Here is a 20,914-nt window from a genome sequence, read left to right on the forward strand (position 1 = left end):
TAATCGTCTTAAATCTGAAAGAGAATAAATACATGGCAGCAAACGTACCTTTTGATGTTGAAAAACTCACCGCTTATTTAGCGCTTCATCTTGATGGTTTTATCGGGCCCATTACGCTTGATAAATTTTCAGGCGGACAATCTAATCCAACCTATAAAGTGATAGCGCAGTCCGGAATATTTGTCTTGCGCAGCCAACCGCCAGGAAAACTCCTAAAATCAGCACATGCGGTTGACCGTGAATATAAAGTGCTAGCCGCGTTAAAATCTTCAGACGTTCCTGTCGCCGAGGTTTATCACCTTTGCGAAGATACTAGCATTATTGGCTCGATGTTTTATCTGATGGAATATTGTGATGGTAGCGTTTATTGGAGTGCCTCATTAGCAGAAGTCAAAACTAATGAATATCGCAGTAAAATGTATGACGCAATGAACAATGCTTTGGTTGCTTTACATCGCATTAATGTTGAAAGTGTTGGCTTAAGTGAGTACGGAAAAGCAGGTAATTATTTTCAACGTCAATATGATCGTTGGTCTGCGCAATATCGTGCCTCAGAACTCAAAAAAATAATAGCGATGGACAAGTTAAACCAATGGCTTGAAGTTAATTTGCCCGCAGATGATGGCAAAGTTTGTTTAGTCCATGGCGACTTTCGCTTAGACAACATGATGTTTGCTAAAGACAAACCAGAAATTATAGCCATTCTTGACTGGGAGCTCTCAACCTTAGGACATCCGTTTTCTGATTTAGCCTATCAATGTATGGGATTACGTATGCCCCAAGGTATTGGCAGTATCGATGGCTTAAAAGGGGTAGATAGAGCCAGTTTAGGCATTCCAACGGAAGCAGAATATGTGGCAACCTATTGTCAGCGTATGGGCATTGAAAAGATAGATAACTGGACATTTTATCTCGCCTTTAGTTTTTTCAGGTTAGCCGCCATTGTTCAAGGTGTTGCCAAAAGAGCGTCACAGGGCAATGCGTCGAATGAAAATGCCAGTAAAATTGGTCAGTTTGTCGAACCTTTAGCACTGATGGCTCTTGAGATAATAGCGCAAGAAAAGGTCAGAAAATAGCCGCTAGCTATTCAATTTAGCACCATGACAATAAACACGTTCAAATAATATTTTAAGGAAAAAAAATGGATCCATTATTAGATTTTACCGGAAAAGTTGCTGTTATTACGGGTGCTGCTCAGGGGTTTGGTATGTTATTAGCCCAAGAGTTAGCTCAGCGTGGTGCTAAGTTAGTGATCAGTGATATTAACGAAGCAGGTGTTAACAAGGTAGCCAACGATATTGCAGCTTCAGGCGCTGAGGTGTTCGCACTTCAATGCGATGTTGCTAAAAATGCAGATTGTAAAGCTATGGTCGACTTAGCCATTGAAAAATTTGGTCGTGTTGACATTGGTGTTAATAATGCTGGTGTTGCTCATGATTTTCATGCCTTACACGAAATTGACGAAGCCCTGATGGATAGACAATTTGCCGTTAATGTTAAAGGTGTGCAGTTTGGCATGAGTCATCAAATTAAGCAGATGTTAACGCAACAAGGTGGCGCCATTTTAAACGTTAGCTCAATGGCAGGTCTTGGCGGTGCGGCAAAAGTTGCGGCTTACTCTATGGCAAAGCATGCCGTTATTGGTTTGACAAAAACGGGCGCTGTTGAATATGGTCGCCATAATATTCGTATCAATGCGATATGTCCTTTTTTTACCTTAACTAAAATGGTCACTGACATGGCCGATGAAAGTATGCAAAGTAAAATGAGTTTAGGTGCGCCAATGAAGCGTTTAGCCGAGCCTAAAGAAGTTGTTGCCGTGATGCTAATGATGCTGTCACCCGCGAACACTTATATGACCGGGCAATGTATCGCGATTGATGGCGGTGTATCAGCGCAGTAAACAATAATCTTGTGTTACTTTTTTAAATAGTTAATAAGAAGAGACCCGAATGGCCAGTGAATTAATGAATCAACGAGATATTGAATTTATGCTGTATGAATTCTTTGATAGTGAGTCTCTTTTAAAAAGAGAACGTTATCAAGATCATGACCGGCATACATTTAACGAAGTTATTGCTACGGCTAAAACTATAGCAGAAAAACATTTCTTACCTATTCGTCAAAAACTTGATACTCACCAACCGACGTTTGACGGTAAAAAGGTACATTTAATTCCTGAGCTCAAACCCGCTATTGATGCCGTTATTGCCTCGGGTTTATCTTCAGCGACCGCAGATTATGAAACCAGTGGTATGCAACTGCCGCCAATCATCGCCAGCATCGCTACTTCATATTTAACTGTCGCTGGTGGTGTCGGTTTAGGTTACAACATGTTAACCACCGCGAATGCTAATTTACTTAGCGCGCATGGCAGTGAAGACCTCATCGAAAAGTGGGTAAAACCAATGCGAGCGGGTCGTTTTATGGGCACAATGGCGATGACAGAGCCGGGCAGTGGTTCAGGCTTAGGTGATTTAATCACTAAAGCGACTAAGGCCGAAGACGGTAGCTATCGTATTAGTGGTAATAAAATTTATATATCGGGTGGTGATCATGATCTCAGTGAAAATATTGTTCACTTAGTGCTTGCGAGATTAACCGGCGCGCCAAAAGGGATAAGAGGTATTTCGCTTTTTGTTGTGCCAAAATTTTTGCTTAATGACGATGGCTCAATTGGCGATGACAATGAAGTCGCCTTATCCGGACTATTTCATAAAATGGGCGGGCGAGCTCAAACCTCTACTGCGTTGAGTTTTGGAGAAAAGAACGGTGCTGTTGGTTACTTAGTCGGGGAAGAAAACCAAGGGCTTAAATATATGTTTCATATGATGAATGAAGCACGCATTATGGTTGGAACCAGTGCGGCGGTTATCGGTATAGCAGGTTACTTGTACTCATTAGATTATGCTAAAAATCGGCCACAAGGTCGTTTACCCTCGAGTAAAGATCCACTATCACCTATGGTTAATATTATCGAACATGCCGATGTACGAAGAATGCTTCTCGCACAAAAAGCTTACGCAGAGGGCGCATTTTCATTAGTACTTTATGGCACACAATTGAGTGATGATGAGAAAACAGCAGCTAGTGCTGAAGAAAAAGAGCACGCGCATCTCTTATTAGACTTTCTTACCCCTATTATTAAAACATGGCCCTCTGAATATGGCACTAAAGCCAATGACCTAGCCATTCAAGTACTCGGTGGTCATGGCTATATTAATGAACACCCCGTGGAATTATTTTATCGTGATAATCGTTTAAACGCTATTCATGAAGGTACAACGGGTATTCAGTCGTTGGACTTATTAACGCGAAAGGTGCCAATGAATAAGATGGCAGGATACTTAGCAACGTTAACTGAAATAAATATAACGATAGAACAAGCCAAAAATTATCAAAGTTTAACTGAATTTAGCCAACAACTAACGGCAGCGGTAAAAAGTTTACAGCTAACTACCGAAGCACTATTAACCGCCATGACCAGCAAAAATATTGATTTAGCTTTAGCTAATTCGGTTAAATACCTCGAGTTGTTTGGACATGTGATCGTCGCTTGGTTATGGCTCAAACAAGGCCTTGTTGCCACGAAAGCGCTTGAAAATAAACCACACCAAAGTGATGAAAATTTCTATCAAGGAAAACTGCAAACCTTACAGTATTTCTACAGGTTTGAATTACCGCAAATAGCGTTATGGTCAGCGCTGTTAATAGACAGTGATGACAGCACTTATCAGATGAAAGCTGAATGGTTTTAAAAAGTCATTAAAAATAGCAGTTAAATAAATAATAGAGACACCTTATGCCAACTATAATTAACAAAGAAGAATTAGCAAATTATATAGGTTTTCAAGCTAAACCAACGCCTTGGCACTTAGTTACTCAGCAACAAATTGATCAATTTGCTGATTGTACACTCGATCATCAGTTTATCCATGTTGATGAAGAAAAGGCAAAAGCGACACCCTTTGGCGGTACTATTGCTCATGGTTTCTTATCGCTATCAATGCTCTCTCATTTTGCTGAAGACTTTAGCGTTATCATTGACGGATTTTACATGGGCTTAAATGCCGGTTTTGACAAGGTGAGATTTTTGCAACCCGTTGCGGTCAATAGTCGTATTCGAGCACATGCAACAACGTTGGCGATTGAAGAAAAAAAACCAGGACAATATCGTTTGTCTACCCAAGTAAGTGTTGAAATTGAAGGCAGTGAAACACCTGCGCTAGTCGCACAGTGGATTTCAGTACAAATGGTAAAATAACATGGCTAAAAAGTAATTTTAAAGTATTTTAAGGAAATATCATGACAATCAGTTTTATAGGAAAAGTCGCTATAGTTACCGGCGCAGGTAACGGATTAGGTCGCTCACATGCCTTAGCGCTTGCTGCGCGTGGCGCAAAAGTCGTTGTTAATGATTTAGGAGGTGCGCGCGATGGTAGCGGGGCGTCTTCACAAGCATCACAAGATGTTGTGCGTTTAATTGAAGAAAAGGGTGGAGAAGCCATCAGCCATGGCGCAAATGTTGCGAACTTTGATGAAGTACAAGACATGGTTAATCAAGCCATGGAAAAATGGGGTCGTGTTGATATATTAATCAACAATGCCGGTATTTTAAGAGATAAATCCTTTACTAAAATGACCTTAGCAGACTTTTCCTTGGTGATGGATGTTCATGTGATGGGCAGCGTTAATTGTACTAAAGCTGTTTGGGATATCATGCGTGAACAAAACTATGGCCGTATTGTGATGACAACCTCATCCAGTGGCATGTATGGTAATTTTGGCCAAGCTAACTATGGCGCAGCTAAAATGGCAGTTTTAGGGTTAATGAATACGTTATCGATTGAAGGATTTAAAAATAACATTAGGATTAACGCGCTTGCCCCAACTGCTGGCACACGTATGACTGAGGACCTAATGCCTGAAGAAATTGTAAAAGCATTTGCTCCTGAAGCGGTAACGGCTGGTTTGTTAACCCTTTGCGATGACGATGCGCCGACCCGTTTTATTTTATGTGCAGGTGCGGGCGGTTACTCAAGTGCAAGCATGTTTGAAACTCAAGGTTGTTTTATCCCACAGTCGTCACAAACACCAGAATCCGTGCGCGGACAGTGGTCACAGTTAACCGATGAAGCAGGCCAAGCAGCTTTATCTTCTGGATCAAAACAAGGTGAGAAATTTGTCAGCAAAGCTATGGCTTATATGAAGTCACAGCAGCAAGAGTAAATAGACGACTTGTTTGTCGTTTACATAATAATTAAAAGGAATAATGATGAGAGAAGCCGTAATAGTATCTGCCGCACGTACCCCGATAGGTAAAGCATACCGAGGTGCCTTTAATGATTTATCGGCGCCAACTTTAGCGGCTGTTGCGGTTAAAGCCGCCGTTGAAAGAGCAGGAATCGATGCCAATGAAATTGAAGACTGTATTTTTGGTGCCGCTCTAACGCAAGGCAATCAAGGGATGAATTTTGGTCGGCAAGTGGCAATGGCGGCTGAGTTGCCGGTTTCTGTGCCAGGCATGACTATCGACCGTCAATGTTCGTCAGGCTTAATGTCTATTGCTACTGCGGCAAATCATATTGTTTGTGATGGCGCACAAGTGGTCCTTGCAGGCGGTTGCGATTCCATTAGTTTGGTACAAAACGATAAAATGAATATGTATAGAGCTGTTGACCCGAGTGTTAAAGCCTATCGACCAGCAACTTATATGCCGATGCTTGATACGGCCGAAATCGTTGCCAATCGCTATAGTATTTCTCGAGCAGAGCAAGATGCCTATGCACTTAAATCTCAACAACGTACCGCCGCAGCACAACAAGCGGGTAGGTTTGATGATGAAATCGTGCCAGTGACCTGTACTAAGCTGGTTATGGACAAAGCGACGGGCGATATCAGTAAAGAAGCAGTCACCTTAACTAAAGATGAAGGTAATCGTCCATCAACAACGTTAGCGGGACTGTCGGCTTTAAAGGCGGTCAAAGATAATGGCGCTATTACGGGCGGCAATGCTTCGCAGTTATCTGATGGCGCTGCAGCCGTTGTTCTAATGGAACGAGGTTTAGCTGAGCAGAGAGGTCTTAAGCCTTTAGGTGTGTATCGTGGCATGGTCGTTGCCGGTTGTGAACCCGATGAAATGGGTATTGGGCCTATTTATGCGATACCTAAATTGTTAGCGCGTAATAACTTAACGATTGACGATATCGGTTTATGGGAAATCAATGAAGCTTTTGCGGTACAAGTTTTATATTGTGCGACAAAATTAGGCATTCCTGAAGATCGTCTGAATGTAAATGGTGGTGCAATTTCTATTGGCCATCCTTATGGTATGAGTGGCACACGTATGGTGATGCACGCACTGATTGAGGGAAAACGTCGTGGAATTAAATATGTTGTGATCAGCATGTGTATTGGTGGTGGACAGGGCGCAGCGGGTCTGTTTGAAGTACTTTAACCGTTTTAATTAAAACATTTACCGTGGCGTAACTATAATAATAATGCCACGTAAACAATTTGTGATTGGGGAGATAAATATAATGGAAAAAATTTGGCTTGAAAAGAGTTACCCACCTGGTGTTGATTTCGAAATAGACCCAGATAAATATAACTCATTAGCAGATTTATTTACTAAATATACTAAGTTATATCAAGATAACACCGCTTTTATTAATATGGGAGCAAGCATTAGTTATCAAGAACTTGGTCAACAAGCTCATGACTTTGCGGCTTATTTACAACAAGATTTAGGATTAGTTAAAGGCGATAGATTCGCGATTATGATCCCCAATCTTCTTCAATACCCGATTGCATTATTTGGTGCCTTATTAGCTGGACTTACCGTGGTGAATGTTAACCCGTTATACACAGCACGCGAATTAGAGCATCAGTTAAAAGACTCAGGCACTAAAGCTATTCTCATCCTCGAGAATTTCGCCCATGTCCTTGAAAAAGTTATTGATAAAACCGATGTTAAACATATTGTTCTTACGGCTGTAGGCGACAGGTTAGGGGCAGTTAAAGGGTTACTTATTAACAGTGTCCTTAGGCATGTTAAAAAGCAGGTGCCTGCTTTTAATTTTCCTGGAGCAGTCAGGTTTAATCAAGCGATGACAAAAGGAGCTAAATTAACCTTTAAGCCTGTCAAAGTGGTTGGTTCAGATCTAGCTTTCTTACAATATACCGGTGGTACGACGGGTCCATCAAAAGGAGCCATGCTTACCCATCGCAATATGGTGGCTAACCTTGAACAATCAAATGCAGCGACTAAAAATATATATGAAGTTGGCAAAGAAATTATGGTAACAGCCTTACCGCTTTATCATGTCTATGCGCTAACGTCTAATTGCTTATGTTTTATGCCTTTTGGCGGTACTAATATTTTAATTACCAATCCAAGAGATATGAAAGGCTTTGTTAAAGAGCTCGCTAAATACCCTTTTACTATTATCACGGGTGTAAATACTTTGTTTAATGCTTTATTACATACCCCAGGGTTTGACCAACTTGATTTTAGCCCATTAAAACTTGGTTTTGGTGGCGGAATGTCAGTACAACGTCCGGTAGCCGAGCTTTGGGAAAAAGTCACTAAAACAAGATTGTTAGAAGGCTATGGTTTAACAGAGTGTGCGCCATTAGTGACGATGAGCCCTTTTAATCAACAAAGCTATAATGGCTCTATTGGTTTACCTGTTTCTTCGACCGATATTCGCTTAATTGGCGATGATGGTCAGGAAGTTGCGCTAGGTGAGCCCGGTGAAATGTGGGTTAAAGGTCCTCAGGTGATGAAAGGTTATCACAACCGACCCGATGCAACAGATGAAGTGCTCAAAGATGGTTGGCTAGCTACTGGCGATATTGCCACCATGGATGAAAATGGCTTTTTTAAAATTGTTGACCGAAAAAAAGACATGATCAACGTTTCAGGTTTTAATGTTTTTCCTAATGAAATTGAAGAAGTACTCGTTATGCATGATGGTGTACTTGAAGCCGCTGCTATTGGTATTCCACACGATACAACGGGAGAAGCGGTTAAGGTTTTTATTGTTAAGAAAAATCCTAATTTAGCAGAGCAAGATATATTTGATCATTGTCATGAAATGCTAACAAACTATAAACGTCCTAAGTTGATAGAGTTCATCGATGAGTTGCCAAAAAGTAATGTCGGTAAAGTGTTACGAAAAGAGTTACGAAAAGACGTTGCATAAGTAGACAAAGTTGACTTTTTTCAACTAATAAATCGATTGAGTATTTACGCCTACGGCTAGTGTTATGCTAGTCTTTAGGCGTTTTTTATTCTGCTGGAAAGCTAAAAAACTCATTAACACGATAAGGACTTACCCTTGAATATATTAGAAAATAGCTGTCTTTTGTTGGGACGTTTACTGATGGGCCTTTACTTTATTATCCCTGCGATAAGTAAAATTAACAAATTTGAGGGCACCAGTGTCTACATGGAACAGCACAATGTTCCTATGGTATCGTTATTATTAGTGTTAACCATTATTATTCAATTGATTGGTGGAGTGGCCATCATTGTTGGTTTCAAAGGTAAAGTGTCTGCGTTTATATTAGCGGGTTTAACCTTGTTTATAAGCCTATTTATGCATGACTTTTGGGGAATGACAGAAGGTGTGGCACGCAGTCATGAATTACAAAATTTCTTTAAAAACATGGGTATAATCGCCGGTTTATTAATCATCACTGGCCTAGGAACAGGCAAGTTTAGTTTTGAGGGTCGTAAAGTGACTGAGCCTTAAAGACGCTAATAGATGTAACCGTTATTGTAGCCAACACAACACAAACCTAGCACCTAACGCTATAAAAATTACCACGTCATAAAGTGACGACAAACAGCTGGAGAATATCTAATCATGACAAACTCAAAACAATTATTTACTCATATTTCTGCAAGCGGAACACTTGAACTATCTTTAAAAGAGGTCGAGGTAGCGACACCTAAATCCCATGAAGTGATCGTTCGCATTGAAGCCGCTCCCATCAACCCATCTGATATGTGGCCGATGTTTGGACCTGCTAATTTAGCCGAGGCGGCATTAAGTGCAGATAAATTAACGCTCAGTGCACCTGTGCATAGCAGTATACTACCTCGAATTAAATCTCGTTTAGATCAAGTATTACCTATTGGTAATGAAGGCGCAGGTACTGTGGTTGCTGCCGGTGATAGTGAAGCTGCCCAGTCGTTAATGGGGAAAACAGTCGCGGTTTTAACCGGAGGCGCCTATGCCCAATATTGTTGCGTGCCCGCACAAGCTTGTATTGTTCACCATGAAGGGACTACAGCTAAGCATGCTGCTTCTTCTTTTGTAAATCCTTTAACTGCTTTAGGTATGGTAGAAACCATGCGGATGGAGGGGCACAGTGCATTAGTGCATACCGCTGCAGCGTCAAGTCTAGGACAAATGCTAAATAAAATATGTTTGGCACAAGACATTCCTTTGGTCAATATTGTTAGAAGTCAGCAGCAAGCCGAGATACTTAAAGCAATTGGTGCTCAATATATTTGTGATTCATCGAGTAAAACTTTCAAGGCTGATTTGTATAAAGCGATTGATGAAACAGGGGCAACTTTAGCCTTTGACGCAATAGGTGGTGGCGAAATTGTCAGTGATATCCTAAACGCAATGGAGCAGTCTGGCAGTAAAGACGCTGTTGGCTTTAATACTTATGGTTCAGAGACTAATAAACAAGTTTATATTTATGGGGGGTTAGACTTCACCCCAAGTATCTTAAATCGCGCTTACGGAATGACATGGGGCATAGGCGGTTGGTTATTAATGAGCTTTTTGAGCAAGTTGCAACCACAACAAATCGCAAAATTACAAAAGCAAGTGGCCGATGAGATAAAAACCACTTTTGCTTGTGCGTTTACTGACGAATTAAGTTTTGAACAAGCGATGACCCCAGCGATTGTTTTACAATACAATGCTAAGAAAACAGGCGAAAAATATCTGATTAATCCCAACAAAAATAGTTAACCTCTGTTAGGAGACTGAACGCTTTGGGTTTGGTCTCCCCATTTGTGCTTTTCACTATCTTAATCTTGGTGATATTTCTCGTTTTCGTTAACTCGAATTCATTTGGTGAATAATGAACCATAAGTACTATTCATTTGTTTAATTTATTTCTAACGTTTACCATGGCTTAGAGATTATAATGATTTATTATTGTCACCAAAAAGTGAACAACAAGATAATATGTTAGAAATATATGCTGGCGATTCAGCCATGAAGACGATTAAAGAAAATGGAATTTCACCTGACTTATTTAGCTCTTTTTTAGCGGCGAGTGGTGGACCTAAATGGTTTACTTTATATGGTTTAGATAAATACCTCTTTAGTGAATTTTTTAAAAATAGAGAACAAGCATTAAACCTTATTGGCTCAAGTGTTGGTGCTTTTAGAAATGCATGTTTTGCTCAAAAAGATCCCCTTGCTGCAATAGAACGTCTCGCAAAAAATTATCATGAAACTACTTACACGGCTAAAGCCAAGCCTGCAGAGGTTAGCGAAAAAGCATTAGAAATGATGGATGCTATTTTTGGAGTGTCAGGCGAGCAAGAAATTGTTGATAACCTTCATTTTAAAGCACATATCATCGTAGCTAAATGTAACGGTTTTGTTGCTTATGAAAATAAATTTATTCAAGGACTTGGCCTGGCAAAAAGCTATGTTAATAATCGCATCAGTCGCCCACGCTTAAATAGCCAATATGAGCGTTATATTTTTCAATCGAGCCATAGTAACCTTGAGTTTAGCGACCCTGATAACATACCTACATCACGCCTACCTTTTTCAACAGGTAATATTCGTAACGCGTTACTCGCATCAGGTTCAATTCCCTTAGTGATGCGGGGTATTAGCGATATTGAAAATAGTCCAAAAGGTATGTATCGAGATGGTGGTATTGTTGATTATCATTTTGATTTTGAGATTAAAAATCCAGGATTAACACTTTACCCCCATTTTAGCTCATCACTTAAGGCGGGTTGGTTTGATAAAAGTTTAACAAGAAAAGTAAGGTTAAAAAACTACGACAATACGGTGTTGATTTGTCCTTCTGCTAAGTTTATTGACGCATTACCTCATCATAAAATTCCTGACAGAAACGACTTCGTTACCATGAACCGCAAACAGCGAATGTGGTATTGGCAAAAAGTGATGAATGACAGCGAAAAATTAGCGGAGTCGTTTGATCAGATTTATAAAAATCAACAGTTAAACCACATAAAGAGTATAAATCAATTATTGGCATAGTCTCTTAATAAAGAGTCGCCAATTACATACTATAAACGCATAGAGATAATAATGATTACAACGTATAAAGCGATAAATTTAATTGCACGTCCTTCTGGTGGTCCAATAGGACCTGATTTGTTTGACGTTGTAGAAAAGAATATTCCTGAAGTGGCAAAAAACCAATTTCTTGTTAAACAATCACATATGTCACTAGACCCGGCAATGTTCGGTTGGATGAGTGCAGATACAGAAAGTTATATTCCACCCGTTGCTCTTGGCGATGTTATGCGCAGTTCAGGTATTGGTGAAATCGTTGAAAGTAATCATGCTAACTTCAACGTTGGTGATCGCGTTATGGGCATGATAGGCTGGCAAGAATACTACTTAAGTGATGGTACGGGTTTAAATAAAGTAACAGCACCCTTACCAGATGAAGCTATCTTATCGGTTTTTGCTTTACCGGGGTTAACAGCAACACAAGGATTATACAGCATAGGTAAGCCTCAAAAAGGGGAAACACTTGTTGTTTCTGGAGCGGCTGGTTCAGTTGGCTCAATTGTCGGGCAACTTGCTAAAGCCGACGGACTTACTGTCATTGGTGTTGTAGGTAGTGATGAAAAAGCTGATTGGGTGGTAAATGAATTAGGCTTTGATGGCGCGATAAATTATAAAACTGATGATATCGCGACTACATTAGCGCAATTAACGCCAAAGGGTATTGACGTCTACTTTGAAAATACCGGTGGACCCATCCAACACCATGTTATTGCTCGGATGAATGCTCATGGTCGAATTGTTGTCTGTGGGATGATTGCTGATTACCCAAAAGCAGAACCCGACTTAGCACCTAGTTGGATCCCTATCATTAAGAAACGCTTAACAATACAGGGCTTTACTATGCCAGATCATTTTGGCGAAGTCCCAGCCCTATTAGAAAAGCTAACACCCTATGTAATGCAAGGTAAAATTAAGTATCGTGCTCATATCTTAGATGGCTTTGATGAAGCGATGACTGGCTTGAATTTATTTTTTACCGGTGAAAATAAAGGCAAACTTATTGTGAAACTCTGATGGTCAGCTTAATGCTGCGCGGTTATAGATGTTTTTTTATCAATAAAACTCAAATTTACTTTACGATACTTAATTAAAATGGAAATGAATATGTCCCAAAAACTTGTTAATAACCTGATGTGTACCTTAGTGTTTACATGTTTAACATCCTTGTCTGTTAGCGCAGAAACATCCGTTAAGACGCCAGACACTGATCAAAGTGTTGCTGTCGCTAACGCTGTTGCAGCGATAACAGAGGTTAATGTCGATGAGAACAGCTTTAGCTGCATAAGAGATATGACACCGGTCAGGCATTTTTATGTTGATAATCTTTTAGGAGATATAACAAGCACTTTAGCCGCAGCCAATGCACCAGAGGGCGCTAAGTACCCCGTGGGTTCGGTAGTACAACTTGTACCAACAGAAGCCATGGTTAAACGTGAATCGGGTACTTTTCCCGCGACGGGTGACTGGGAGTTTTTTGAACTAGAAGTTAATGAACAAGGGTCAAAAATAGGTAAGCGTGGTTTTGTTGATGTTGTTAATCGCTTTGGCGGTAACTGTTTTGCTTGTCATGCACCGGCTCGAGAGCCCTGGGATTTCATTTGTGAATCAGATCATGGCTGTGAAACTATACCTATAGATCATAAAATGACGGGTGCGCTGCAACGTTCAGATCCCCGTTGCGGCGATGCTGTTCCTCAAGATGGTGATTGGATGGCATTGTTTAAGCTTAAAAGTATGGTCAGTATTGGCCTGACAAAACAGTGGCTTGAAGAAAAATTTTAACGTCAATAATTAATATGTTTTAAGCCGCAAAGAAGCCGATAACCAAGAAGGTTTTCATTTTTTAATGGGTCCAATTAGGAGATAACTATGAGTGATATCAAAACGCACTACCGTAACTGTAATATTTGTGAAGCGATGTGCGGCTTAGAAATTAAGTATCAAGATAAGCATATTTTATCGATTAAAGGCGACCCAGAAGACCCTTTTAGCAAAGGTTATAATTGCCCAAAAGCAACGGCGTTAGAAGATTTTTATAATGACGAAGACCGTTTAAAAACACCCATTAGACGGACAGCTAATGGGTGGGAAGATATTTCATGGGATCAAGCTTTTACCGAGATAGCAGAAAAACTTAAAGGCATTCAAAAAGAACATGGCCGTAACGCTTTAGCGGTTTACTTAGGTAACCCTAACGCGCACAACTTAGGTAATGCGCTTTTTCTAAAACCCTTTATGAAATCGTTAGGGACGATAAACCGTTTTAGTTCTGCTTCAACCGATCAAATGCCACATCATGTTGCCGCTAATTTTATGTTTGGTGCGGGTATGTTAATCCCTGTGCCCGATATAGACCGCACTGATTTTATGTTGATTATTGGCGGTAACCCTGTGGTCTCTAATGGTAGTATGATGACGGCACCTAATGTTATCGGCCGAATGAAAGCTATTCAGAAACGAGGAGGTAAAATTGTTGTTGTTGACCCTCGCCGTACTCGAACCGCTAAAATTGCCGATCAACATTTGTTTATCAGACCAGAAAAAGACGCACTCTTGTTATTGGCGATGATCCACTGTGTTTTTACAACCAATAGCGTTAATCTTCGCCATCTAGCAGATAGGGTTGATGGACTAGATGCGTTGGAAAATATCGCTAATGACTATTCACCCGAATCAGTGGCTAAGCATGTCGGCATACCGGCCAGCGATATTAGAACGTTAACCAATGATATGACAACTGCAGACTCAGCGGTGTGTTACAGTCGTATGGGCGCATCTACTCAAACGTTTGGTGGTCTATGCCAATGGCTAACCAATGTGCTCAATATTATAACCGGTAATTTTGACCGTGCAGGTGGTGCTATGTTCCCACAGCCCGCTTTTGACTTATTAAGAAATCATAAGAAGGGTCATAAAAGCTCCTTTGGGCAATATAAGAGTCGTGTTAGAAAGTTACCTTTTTTCAATGGTGAGTTTCCGGTTGCAACGTTAGCTGAAGAGATATTAACCCCCGGTGAAGGTCAAATAAAAAGCTTAATTACGATAGCAGGTAACCCTGTGCTTTCTTCACCGAGTGGACATAAATTAGCTGAAGCGTTTTCAGGATTAGATTATATGGTCGCCATCGATATTTATCTTAATGAAACCACTAAACACGCTAATATTATTTTACCGGCAACAACCGGTCTTGAAAATTCTCATTTTGATATTTTCTTCAATTCATTTTCAGTGAGAAATACCGTCAAATACTCTAAGCCATTGTTTGAACCAGCAGACTATCAACGCACCGATTGGCAAATACTGAAGGAGCTAGCGGCACGAATGACAGATACAGACATTGATGAATACACACCAGAAATGATCTTAGATATGGAATTGCAAAAGGGTCCTTATGGTAAACAAGGTATGAGCTTAGCAAAATTAATCGACAATCCTCATGGTATCGATATTGGACCGTTAATGCCGTGTATCGAAGCGCGGATAAAAACCGAGCAAGGTAGCGTAAACTTAGTGCCGCAACTCTATATTAATGATTTACCGCGTTTGCAAAATGTTATTATTCATCCTGCTCGTGATATCAATTACCCGTTCGATTTAATTGGTCGCCGTTTAGTGAAAAGTCATAATACCTGGACACAGAATTCCGAGCGCTTAATTAAAGGCAAAAATCCTTGTACCTTAGAGGTTCATCCAGATGATGCTAAGGTATTAGGCATTAGCAATGGTCAATCTGTTATGGTGAGCTCAATGGTCGGTGAAGTGAAAATAGAGGTAGTGATCACCGACGATATTCAACGTGGGGTGGTCAGTATGCCGCAAGGCTGGGGACATAATCAACAAGGCACCCAGATGTCGGTTGCAGCCAAGCAACCAGGTGTTAGTATTAATGATTTAACCGATGCAAGTCGAGTAGATACTTTAACCGGTAATGCTGCTTTAAATGGTACACCGGTCGCAATTAACGTTGCGTAGATGTTAGTCGAATTAGACTATAATTAAGCCCTAAAATAGGTAAAAACATGTTTAACAGTACAGAGAGTTATATTGCATCAGACGAACTTCGCTTAGCGGTAAACGCTGCGATCACCCTAGAAAAGCCACTATTGATTAAAGGTGAGCCGGGAACGGGTAAAACGCAATTAGCTGAAGAATTAGCAAAGTCACTTAATTGTAAGCTATATCAATGGCATATTAAATCAACAACTAAAGCGCAACAAGGCTTATACGAATACGATGCCGTATCAAGATTACGAGATAGCCAGTTAGGCGACGAACGTGTGCATGATATTGCTAATTACATCGTTAAAGGTAAACTTTGGCAGGCGTTTGAAGAAGAGCAACGTCCGATATTATTAATTGATGAAATAGATAAAGCCGATATAGAATTCCCTAATGATTTGCTGCAAGAACTTGATAAGATGGAGTTTTATGTTTATGAGACGCAACAAGTTATTAAAGCAAAGCAACGTCCGATCATTATTATAACGTCTAATAATGAAAAAGAGCTACCCGATGCATTTTTACGTCGTTGTTTCTTTCATTACATCAAGTTTCCAACAAAAGTAGAAATGGAACAGATTATTGCTGTTCACCACCCTGATGTAAAAAAAGATTTACTAGCGCATACCTTAGAAGTGTTTTTTGAACTGAGAGACTTACAAGGTATTAAGAAAAAGCCTTCAACATCAGAGTTAATCGATTGGTTGAAACTACTGGTCGCAGACGATGTTGCTCAAGAGGTATTAATCGATAAGCAGTCTGGTATTATTCCTTTATTTGGTGCGCTATTAAAAAATGAACAAGATGTTTCACTACTTGAAAAACTCGCCTTTATCAGTCGCAGAAACAGGTAGTTGTTGTGTTTATAGATTTATTTTTAACGTTAAGAAAACATAAAGTTCCTTGTAGTTTGCGTGAGTTATTAGACTTAATTGCGCTATTAAAAAAGGGAGTTGTTTTTGCTAATGTGGAAGAGTTTTATCACCTAGCTAAAATCGTTATGGTTAAAGATGAAATTCATTATGATAAATTCGATAGTGCATTCGCTGAATATTTTGAAGGTATCCAAGCAATTGATATATTTGATAAAATATTACCTGAAGATTGGCTAAGAAAAGAATTTGAAAAACACCTAAGTCAAGAAGAAAAAGATAAGTTAAAGGCATTAGGTGGTTTAGACGAGCTAATGAAAGCGTTAAAAGAACGCCTTGAAGAACAAAAGAAACGCCATGCTGGCGGCAATAAATGGGTGGGTACTGGTGGTACATCTCCTTTTGGCGCTTATGGTTATAACCCCGAAGGTATTAGGGTAGGGCAAGATAAAAATCGTAATAATAGTGCGGTTAAAGTTTGGGATAAGCGAGAATTTAGAAACTTTGATCAAGACAGAGAATTAGGCACTAGAAATATAAAATTAGCGCTAAAAAAACTCAGGAAATTTGCCCGTACCGGTGCTAGTGAAAAGCTTGATATTAACACCACTATTACCTCAACGGCGAAAAATGGCGGTATGCTCGATGTTCATATGGAGCCTGAACGTCATAATGCAGTAAAAGTATTGATGTTCTTTGATATCGGCGGCTCTATGGACGATTACATACATACGTGTGAAGAACTTTTTTCAGCGGCACATACCGAGTTTAAACACCTTGAATTTTTCTATTTTCATAATTGTGTTTATGAAAGATTATGGAAAGACAATAGCCGACGCCGCACTGATACTATTGATTTAGAAGAAATCATTAGAACATTTGGCGCGGACTACAAAGTTATATTTGTCGGTGATGCCACTATGGGGCCTTATGAAATAACAGCACCTGGCGGCAGTGTTGAACACTGGAATGAAAAACCAGGAACCTTTCATATGCATAAAATTCTTGGTCATTTTAATAAGGTCGCTTGGTTAAACCCACAGCCAGAGACTCATTGGGATTATCATCACTCAATCTCTATTGTTAGGCAGTTAATAGCCGATAGAATGTACCCTTTAACGGTCGATGGCATAGGTCGAGCGATAAAAGCGCTCAGCTAAATATCCCACTAGTAAATTACAACCAAGGACGGTTGTAGCTTTACCTTTTTGTAATGAATTAAGGGCTAATAATAGCCGTTTTATAGCAGCTTCTCTTTTATCGAACATCGTCTTACCAATCTTTTATAATGTTAGTAATTATAGAGGCGGTTGCTTCGGGTTGTTCAAGCGGAAACATATGTCCGCCATTAGCTAATTTAGTCAGTGGTATGTTATTCATTTTAGCAAATCGATTAAAGTAACTTACCGGCAATACGTCTGTTTTATCACCATAAATCAATGCAGATGGCACCGTCAGTTTATTTTTATATGTTGTTAAATTGCAAGGTAGGTGTCTAAATATATCGGCTTCAACGTCGGGTGAAAACATTAATTCCCATCTTTTATTTTTTAATGTCACGGCACTGTCTACGTAATCTTGTAGACATCGGGCATCAAAATTCTTAAAAAGTTTCTTTTGAGCAAAATTATTAACTAATTGTGTTTCAGACGGCCAATGTTTTTGCCTGTTTTTAGCTCGACCCGCTGGAGATATTTTATCAATAAAAGGTGTTTTTTTAGCCAGTTTTAAAAACCAAGATAATGGCCCAGAAAATACAGGAGGATCTAACATGACGACACCACGAAAAAGTTCAGGATGCTGACAAGCGGCCATAAAAGAAATGACACCACCAAAAGAATGGCCAACACAAATGACCTTTTGGTCTTGTTTTTTAATGAAGTTAACCAGCTCATTGACTAAAAATTGCCAATTATTATGAATGGGGTAACAATCATCGTGACCATATTGTTCTAAAGCAATGGTTGAATAATCGTTTGAAAACAATGACAGAAATGTACGGTAACTTCCTGCCGGAAAACCATTGGCATGGACAAAGTTGATTACAGGTTTTGACATATACGTTTATAAACACCTATGATAAAAATTATATAAAAGATTACTACCCTTGAACTTATTGTTAAAGGGTTAAGACTAAACTGAAGAGCTTTTAAAGGTAGCGATTAAAAAAATCAACGACACTATTTTCAGCTTTTTCAGGGTTGAGTTGCCATAGTTTAGTGTGCTCGCCACCTTCAGCTTGCCAAAATTGCTTCGGCTCATTGGCGGCACTAAATAAGCGTTGTCCGTGTTTAAAGTCTACGGTTTTATCGGCTGTGCCATGCATAATGTAAACAGGTCGAGGCGAGATGTTCGCGATGTATTTTTCTGGATTAATTTCATCAATTTCTAAATCGCCGCGCCAAGCAAAAAATTTTGCTACCATTGGCATTAATGGGTAACGAGGAAGACCGTAGAGTACTTTTGCCTGTTCAGCGAGTACGTCCATCGAATTAGCATAGCTACCACTAAAAACCCCCGCTTTTATACGAGAGTCTTTTGCCATAACTATGATGCTAGTTGCTGCGCCCATAGAAAATCCCATCACACCAATCGAGCTAATATTTTTCTTATCAACTAAATAATTTAAAGCGGCTGTAACGTCTTTCTTCTCGTGATAGCCCATGGTTGAAATAATAGCAGGGTCTTGGCGTGGATGACGCAGATCAATAGCTAAAACATTATAACCGGCAGCAACAATAGCCTTGGCGTAGCGCATACCTTCGGTTCGGTTTGCTGTTCTACCATGTACTAATAATATCGCTTTATGGGTGTCATTATCTGCAGGTATATACCAAGCTGGCAGTGTTAGTCCATCATCGGTGTTAAAGACAACGTTTTCAAAACTGAGGCCTTGTTCACTTGGCTCTCCACAAAAGACAAAACGGGCTTGTGTACACTCAGTAATTGGCAGTATTAGTATTTTTGAAGAAAAATACCATGCACCACTAAAGAAAACACACAGAAATAATAAAACAGAAAACAGGGTGAATTTTTTTATCATACGTTAACGGCCTAATATACTGTGAGCATTCTTGTTGTGTAGCGCTAAGAAAATACTTTAGTGAGTCATGGTCGATTTACTATAGGCTCAAAGTCATCGTTGAATCTATTGATATCGCCGCATCTAATGCCGTTAGTATGTCTTTTCTTTCTCTTAGTTTAGTACCATGGTGTGCTGTCATATTTAGGGTTAACAGTTGGGTAGCTGCAGCTTTCGCCGTTGCCATTAATTGGTCGGGTTCAACTAATGTGTCAAGAAATCCAGCTAATACAGCTGTTTCTGGATCAAACAATTCAGCGTTTATTACCGAGCGCGTTAAATAGTTAATCGGTACTCGGTTTCTAGCGAGTTCAAGGCCAGCTTGATGCATGGTCATACCAATAGCCACTTCATTGAGTCCAATTTTAAATGAACCTAGTGTGCCGATACGATAATCACAACTGAGTAATAAAAATGCGCCTTTGGCAATTGCATGGCCGGTACAGGCGCCAACAATAGGAAAGGGGAAAGATAACATACGGCGAGTAAGCGTTGAGCCAGCTGTCACTAATGATACAGCAGAGTCAGAACTTTCTTTCATCGTTTTTAAATCATAGCCACCTGAAAATATTCCCGGTTGACTTGTTAAAATAACGGCCGCTTTTGCTGCTTCTGCTTGATCTAAAGCGCTGTTTATTTCTGTTATTACTTGGTGAGAAATAGCGTTAACCTTGCCATTTTTTAGGGTGATCGTTGCAATGTTTTCATCGAGTTCAAAATCTATTAATTCCATGTTCTTTCCTATAGTTGTTAAAATTGATATCACTGGTTGTTAGCCAAATTGAGCCGCTTTTTGATATGCGGGTCTTTTTCTGATATTAACGAGATAGTCTTTAGTTTTGTCTTTTTTTTCTAACAAACCAATACTTTCTGCAATTTCGAGTATCACTGCCATCATAATATCAGCAGCACTAAAAGAATCACCAGCAAAATAACGTCTTACGGTTAAAGTATTTTCGATATATGAAAAATCAAGATGATTTTCTTTAGCAATATAACCGTCAAGAGGTTGAGTGCCTTCACGAGTTTCCATTGACATCAGCAAGGTCGTTATCACAGGTAAACTTAATGACCCTTCTGCGAAGTGTAACCACTCTAAATAATGGTAATATTCATTACATTCAATGCTAGGCCTTAAATTACTCGCTGTTGCATGGTTAAGTATATATTCCATAACCGCGCCAGACTCACACAAAGTAACTTCACCATCAACGATAATAGGCGCTTTTGCTAGCGGATGAATTAATTTTAAACTTTCAGGCGCTAAATTCGTAATTGGGTCACGTTGATGCTTAACAACGTTATAAGGCATATTAAGCTCTTCTAACAACCAGATAACGCGTTTAGAACGTGATTTGTTAAGGTGATGTACAGTAATCATGTTTACATTTTTCCTTGAAATTCATTGCTATCAACTTAATGAATAGGTGTCGCTTGGTAGTAAGGATAAATATTTACCTTTTTTATAGGTAAGTTAGCTTAGCATAGATTGAGTTAAGGCTTTTTGTGTTAATGATATTTGAACATAACAACCTAAGTAGAATACCAACGGCATATTCAGCGTTAATAACATGAAATATGTCAAACTAAAGCTAATAATAGGTAATACCAGTTAAGGTTTAATTAGAACAATGGAAATAGCTAGT

Annotated in this window: 19 protein-coding genes; 15 read left to right on the forward strand and 4 right to left on the reverse strand. The window is 39.6% G+C overall.

The window, feature by feature from the left end; translation table 11 throughout:
* The first annotated feature begins 32 nt into the window (after positions 1 to 32).
* The 15 genes from H4J57_RS16730 (at position 33) to H4J57_RS16800 (ending at position 17,346) form a co-directional block, all read left to right on the forward strand.
* Positions 33 to 1,076, forward strand: a complete 1,044-nt coding sequence (locus tag H4J57_RS16730) for a phosphotransferase family protein (protein WP_182243668.1) — start codon at positions 33 to 35, stop codon at positions 1,074 to 1,076.
* A 65-nt stretch (positions 1,077 to 1,141) separates the two neighbouring features.
* Entirely contained in the window at positions 1,142 to 1,903 is a 762-nt protein-coding gene (locus H4J57_RS16735) for an SDR family NAD(P)-dependent oxidoreductase (protein ID WP_182217073.1), read from the forward strand.
* 49 nt (positions 1,904 to 1,952) lie between these two features.
* Positions 1,953 to 3,758 carry an acyl-CoA dehydrogenase gene (locus H4J57_RS16740; protein ID WP_182217075.1) on the forward strand — a complete coding sequence of 602 codons (1,806 nt, stop codon included), beginning with the start codon at positions 1,953 to 1,955 and terminating at the stop codon, positions 3,756 to 3,758.
* A gap of 44 nt (positions 3,759 to 3,802) precedes the next feature.
* On the forward strand, positions 3,803 to 4,264 hold the full coding sequence (locus H4J57_RS16745) for a MaoC family dehydratase (protein ID WP_182217076.1): 462 nt from the start codon (positions 3,803 to 3,805) through the stop codon (positions 4,262 to 4,264).
* Between the two features lie 41 nt (positions 4,265 to 4,305).
* Positions 4,306 to 5,229 carry an SDR family NAD(P)-dependent oxidoreductase gene (locus tag H4J57_RS16750; protein ID WP_182243669.1) on the forward strand — a complete coding sequence of 308 codons (924 nt, stop codon included), beginning with the start codon at positions 4,306 to 4,308 and terminating at the stop codon, positions 5,227 to 5,229.
* Between the two features lie 46 nt (positions 5,230 to 5,275).
* The gene (locus H4J57_RS16755; RefSeq protein ID WP_182243670.1) at positions 5,276 to 6,457 is read left to right on the forward strand and encodes an acetyl-CoA C-acyltransferase; all 1,182 of its coding nucleotides are present in this window, start codon (positions 5,276 to 5,278) and stop codon (positions 6,455 to 6,457) included.
* 82 nt (positions 6,458 to 6,539) lie between these two features.
* Complete coding sequence (locus tag H4J57_RS16760; protein WP_182243671.1) at positions 6,540 to 8,207, forward strand: AMP-binding protein; 1,668 nt, start codon at positions 6,540 to 6,542, stop codon at positions 8,205 to 8,207.
* A gap of 135 nt (positions 8,208 to 8,342) precedes the next feature.
* On the forward strand, positions 8,343 to 8,759 hold the full coding sequence (locus tag H4J57_RS16765; protein WP_182243672.1) for a DoxX family protein: 417 nt from the start codon (positions 8,343 to 8,345) through the stop codon (positions 8,757 to 8,759).
* Between the two features lie 114 nt (positions 8,760 to 8,873).
* Positions 8,874 to 9,998: a zinc-binding dehydrogenase gene (locus tag H4J57_RS16770; protein WP_182243673.1), complete on the forward strand. Its 1,125-nt coding sequence runs from the start codon at positions 8,874 to 8,876 to the stop codon at positions 9,996 to 9,998.
* 219 nt (positions 9,999 to 10,217) lie between these two features.
* Entirely contained in the window at positions 10,218 to 11,276 is a 1,059-nt protein-coding gene (locus tag H4J57_RS16775; RefSeq protein WP_182243685.1) for a patatin-like phospholipase family protein, read from the forward strand.
* A gap of 54 nt (positions 11,277 to 11,330) precedes the next feature.
* The gene (locus H4J57_RS16780; RefSeq protein WP_182243686.1) at positions 11,331 to 12,329 is read left to right on the forward strand and encodes an NADP-dependent oxidoreductase; all 999 of its coding nucleotides are present in this window, start codon (positions 11,331 to 11,333) and stop codon (positions 12,327 to 12,329) included.
* A gap of 90 nt (positions 12,330 to 12,419) precedes the next feature.
* Complete coding sequence (locus H4J57_RS16785; RefSeq protein ID WP_259366883.1) at positions 12,420 to 13,097, forward strand: hypothetical protein; 678 nt, start codon at positions 12,420 to 12,422, stop codon at positions 13,095 to 13,097.
* A gap of 87 nt (positions 13,098 to 13,184) precedes the next feature.
* Positions 13,185 to 15,287 (forward strand): molybdopterin-dependent oxidoreductase, encoded by a 2,103-nt coding sequence (locus H4J57_RS16790; protein ID WP_182243674.1) that lies wholly within the window; start codon positions 13,185 to 13,187, stop codon positions 15,285 to 15,287.
* 47 nt (positions 15,288 to 15,334) lie between these two features.
* The gene (locus H4J57_RS16795) at positions 15,335 to 16,168 is read left to right on the forward strand and encodes a MoxR family ATPase (RefSeq protein WP_070376888.1); all 834 of its coding nucleotides are present in this window, start codon (positions 15,335 to 15,337) and stop codon (positions 16,166 to 16,168) included.
* A 5-nt stretch (positions 16,169 to 16,173) separates the two neighbouring features.
* Positions 16,174 to 17,346 carry a VWA domain-containing protein gene (locus H4J57_RS16800; RefSeq protein ID WP_182243675.1) on the forward strand — a complete coding sequence of 391 codons (1,173 nt, stop codon included), beginning with the start codon at positions 16,174 to 16,176 and terminating at the stop codon, positions 17,344 to 17,346.
* 112 nt (positions 17,347 to 17,458) lie between these two features.
* On the opposite strand, the gene H4J57_RS16805 is transcribed toward H4J57_RS16800, so the two are convergent.
* The 4 genes from H4J57_RS16805 to H4J57_RS16820 form a co-directional block, all read right to left on the reverse strand.
* Positions 17,459 to 18,244, reverse strand: coding sequence for an alpha/beta fold hydrolase (locus H4J57_RS16805; protein WP_182217092.1), 786 nt, complete (start codon positions 18,242 to 18,244; stop codon positions 17,459 to 17,461).
* Positions 18,245 to 18,335: 91 nt separating this feature from the next.
* Positions 18,336 to 19,229 carry an alpha/beta hydrolase gene (locus H4J57_RS16810; protein WP_070376891.1) on the reverse strand — a complete coding sequence of 298 codons (894 nt, stop codon included), beginning with the start codon at positions 19,227 to 19,229 and terminating at the stop codon, positions 18,336 to 18,338.
* Positions 19,230 to 19,308: 79 nt separating this feature from the next.
* Entirely contained in the window at positions 19,309 to 20,001 is a 693-nt protein-coding gene (locus tag H4J57_RS16815; protein ID WP_182243676.1) for a crotonase/enoyl-CoA hydratase family protein, read from the reverse strand.
* A gap of 39 nt (positions 20,002 to 20,040) precedes the next feature.
* Positions 20,041 to 20,649: a glutathione S-transferase family protein gene (locus H4J57_RS16820; protein ID WP_182243677.1), complete on the reverse strand. Its 609-nt coding sequence runs from the start codon at positions 20,647 to 20,649 to the stop codon at positions 20,041 to 20,043.
* Between the last annotated feature and the right edge of the window lie 265 nt (positions 20,650 to 20,914).

This window comes from Colwellia sp. BRX8-7 (assembly GCF_014077275.1).
Classification (GTDB): domain Bacteria; phylum Pseudomonadota; class Gammaproteobacteria; order Enterobacterales; family Alteromonadaceae; genus Colwellia_A.

Coding starts and splice junctions, on each gene's coding strand:
- H4J57_RS16735 (WP_182217073.1), top strand. CDS start 1,142: ATGGATCCATTATTAGATTTTACCGGAAAAGTTGCTGTTATTACGGGT.
- H4J57_RS16750 (WP_182243669.1), top strand. CDS start 4,306: ATGACAATCAGTTTTATAGGAAAAGTCGCTATAGTTACCGGCGCAGGT.
- H4J57_RS16810 (WP_070376891.1), bottom strand. CDS start 19,229: ATGATAAAAAAATTCACCCTGTTTTCTGTTTTATTATTTCTGTGTGTT.
- H4J57_RS16745 (WP_182217076.1), top strand. CDS start 3,803: ATGCCAACTATAATTAACAAAGAAGAATTAGCAAATTATATAGGTTTT.
- H4J57_RS16805 (WP_182217092.1), bottom strand. CDS start 18,244: ATGTCAAAACCTGTAATCAACTTTGTCCATGCCAATGGTTTTCCGGCA.
- H4J57_RS16785 (WP_259366883.1), top strand. CDS start 12,420: ATGTCCCAAAAACTTGTTAATAACCTGATGTGTACCTTAGTGTTTACA.
- H4J57_RS16755 (WP_182243670.1), top strand. CDS start 5,276: ATGAGAGAAGCCGTAATAGTATCTGCCGCACGTACCCCGATAGGTAAA.
- H4J57_RS16790 (WP_182243674.1), top strand. CDS start 13,185: ATGAGTGATATCAAAACGCACTACCGTAACTGTAATATTTGTGAAGCG.
- H4J57_RS16760 (WP_182243671.1), top strand. CDS start 6,540: ATGGAAAAAATTTGGCTTGAAAAGAGTTACCCACCTGGTGTTGATTTC.
- H4J57_RS16775 (WP_182243685.1), top strand. CDS start 10,218: ATGTTAGAAATATATGCTGGCGATTCAGCCATGAAGACGATTAAAGAA.
- H4J57_RS16795 (WP_070376888.1), top strand. CDS start 15,335: ATGTTTAACAGTACAGAGAGTTATATTGCATCAGACGAACTTCGCTTA.
- H4J57_RS16815 (WP_182243676.1), bottom strand. CDS start 20,001: ATGGAATTAATAGATTTTGAACTCGATGAAAACATTGCAACGATCACC.
- H4J57_RS16770 (WP_182243673.1), top strand. CDS start 8,874: ATGACAAACTCAAAACAATTATTTACTCATATTTCTGCAAGCGGAACA.
- H4J57_RS16730 (WP_182243668.1), top strand. CDS start 33: ATGGCAGCAAACGTACCTTTTGATGTTGAAAAACTCACCGCTTATTTA.
- H4J57_RS16740 (WP_182217075.1), top strand. CDS start 1,953: ATGGCCAGTGAATTAATGAATCAACGAGATATTGAATTTATGCTGTAT.
- H4J57_RS16820 (WP_182243677.1), bottom strand. CDS start 20,649: ATGATTACTGTACATCACCTTAACAAATCACGTTCTAAACGCGTTATC.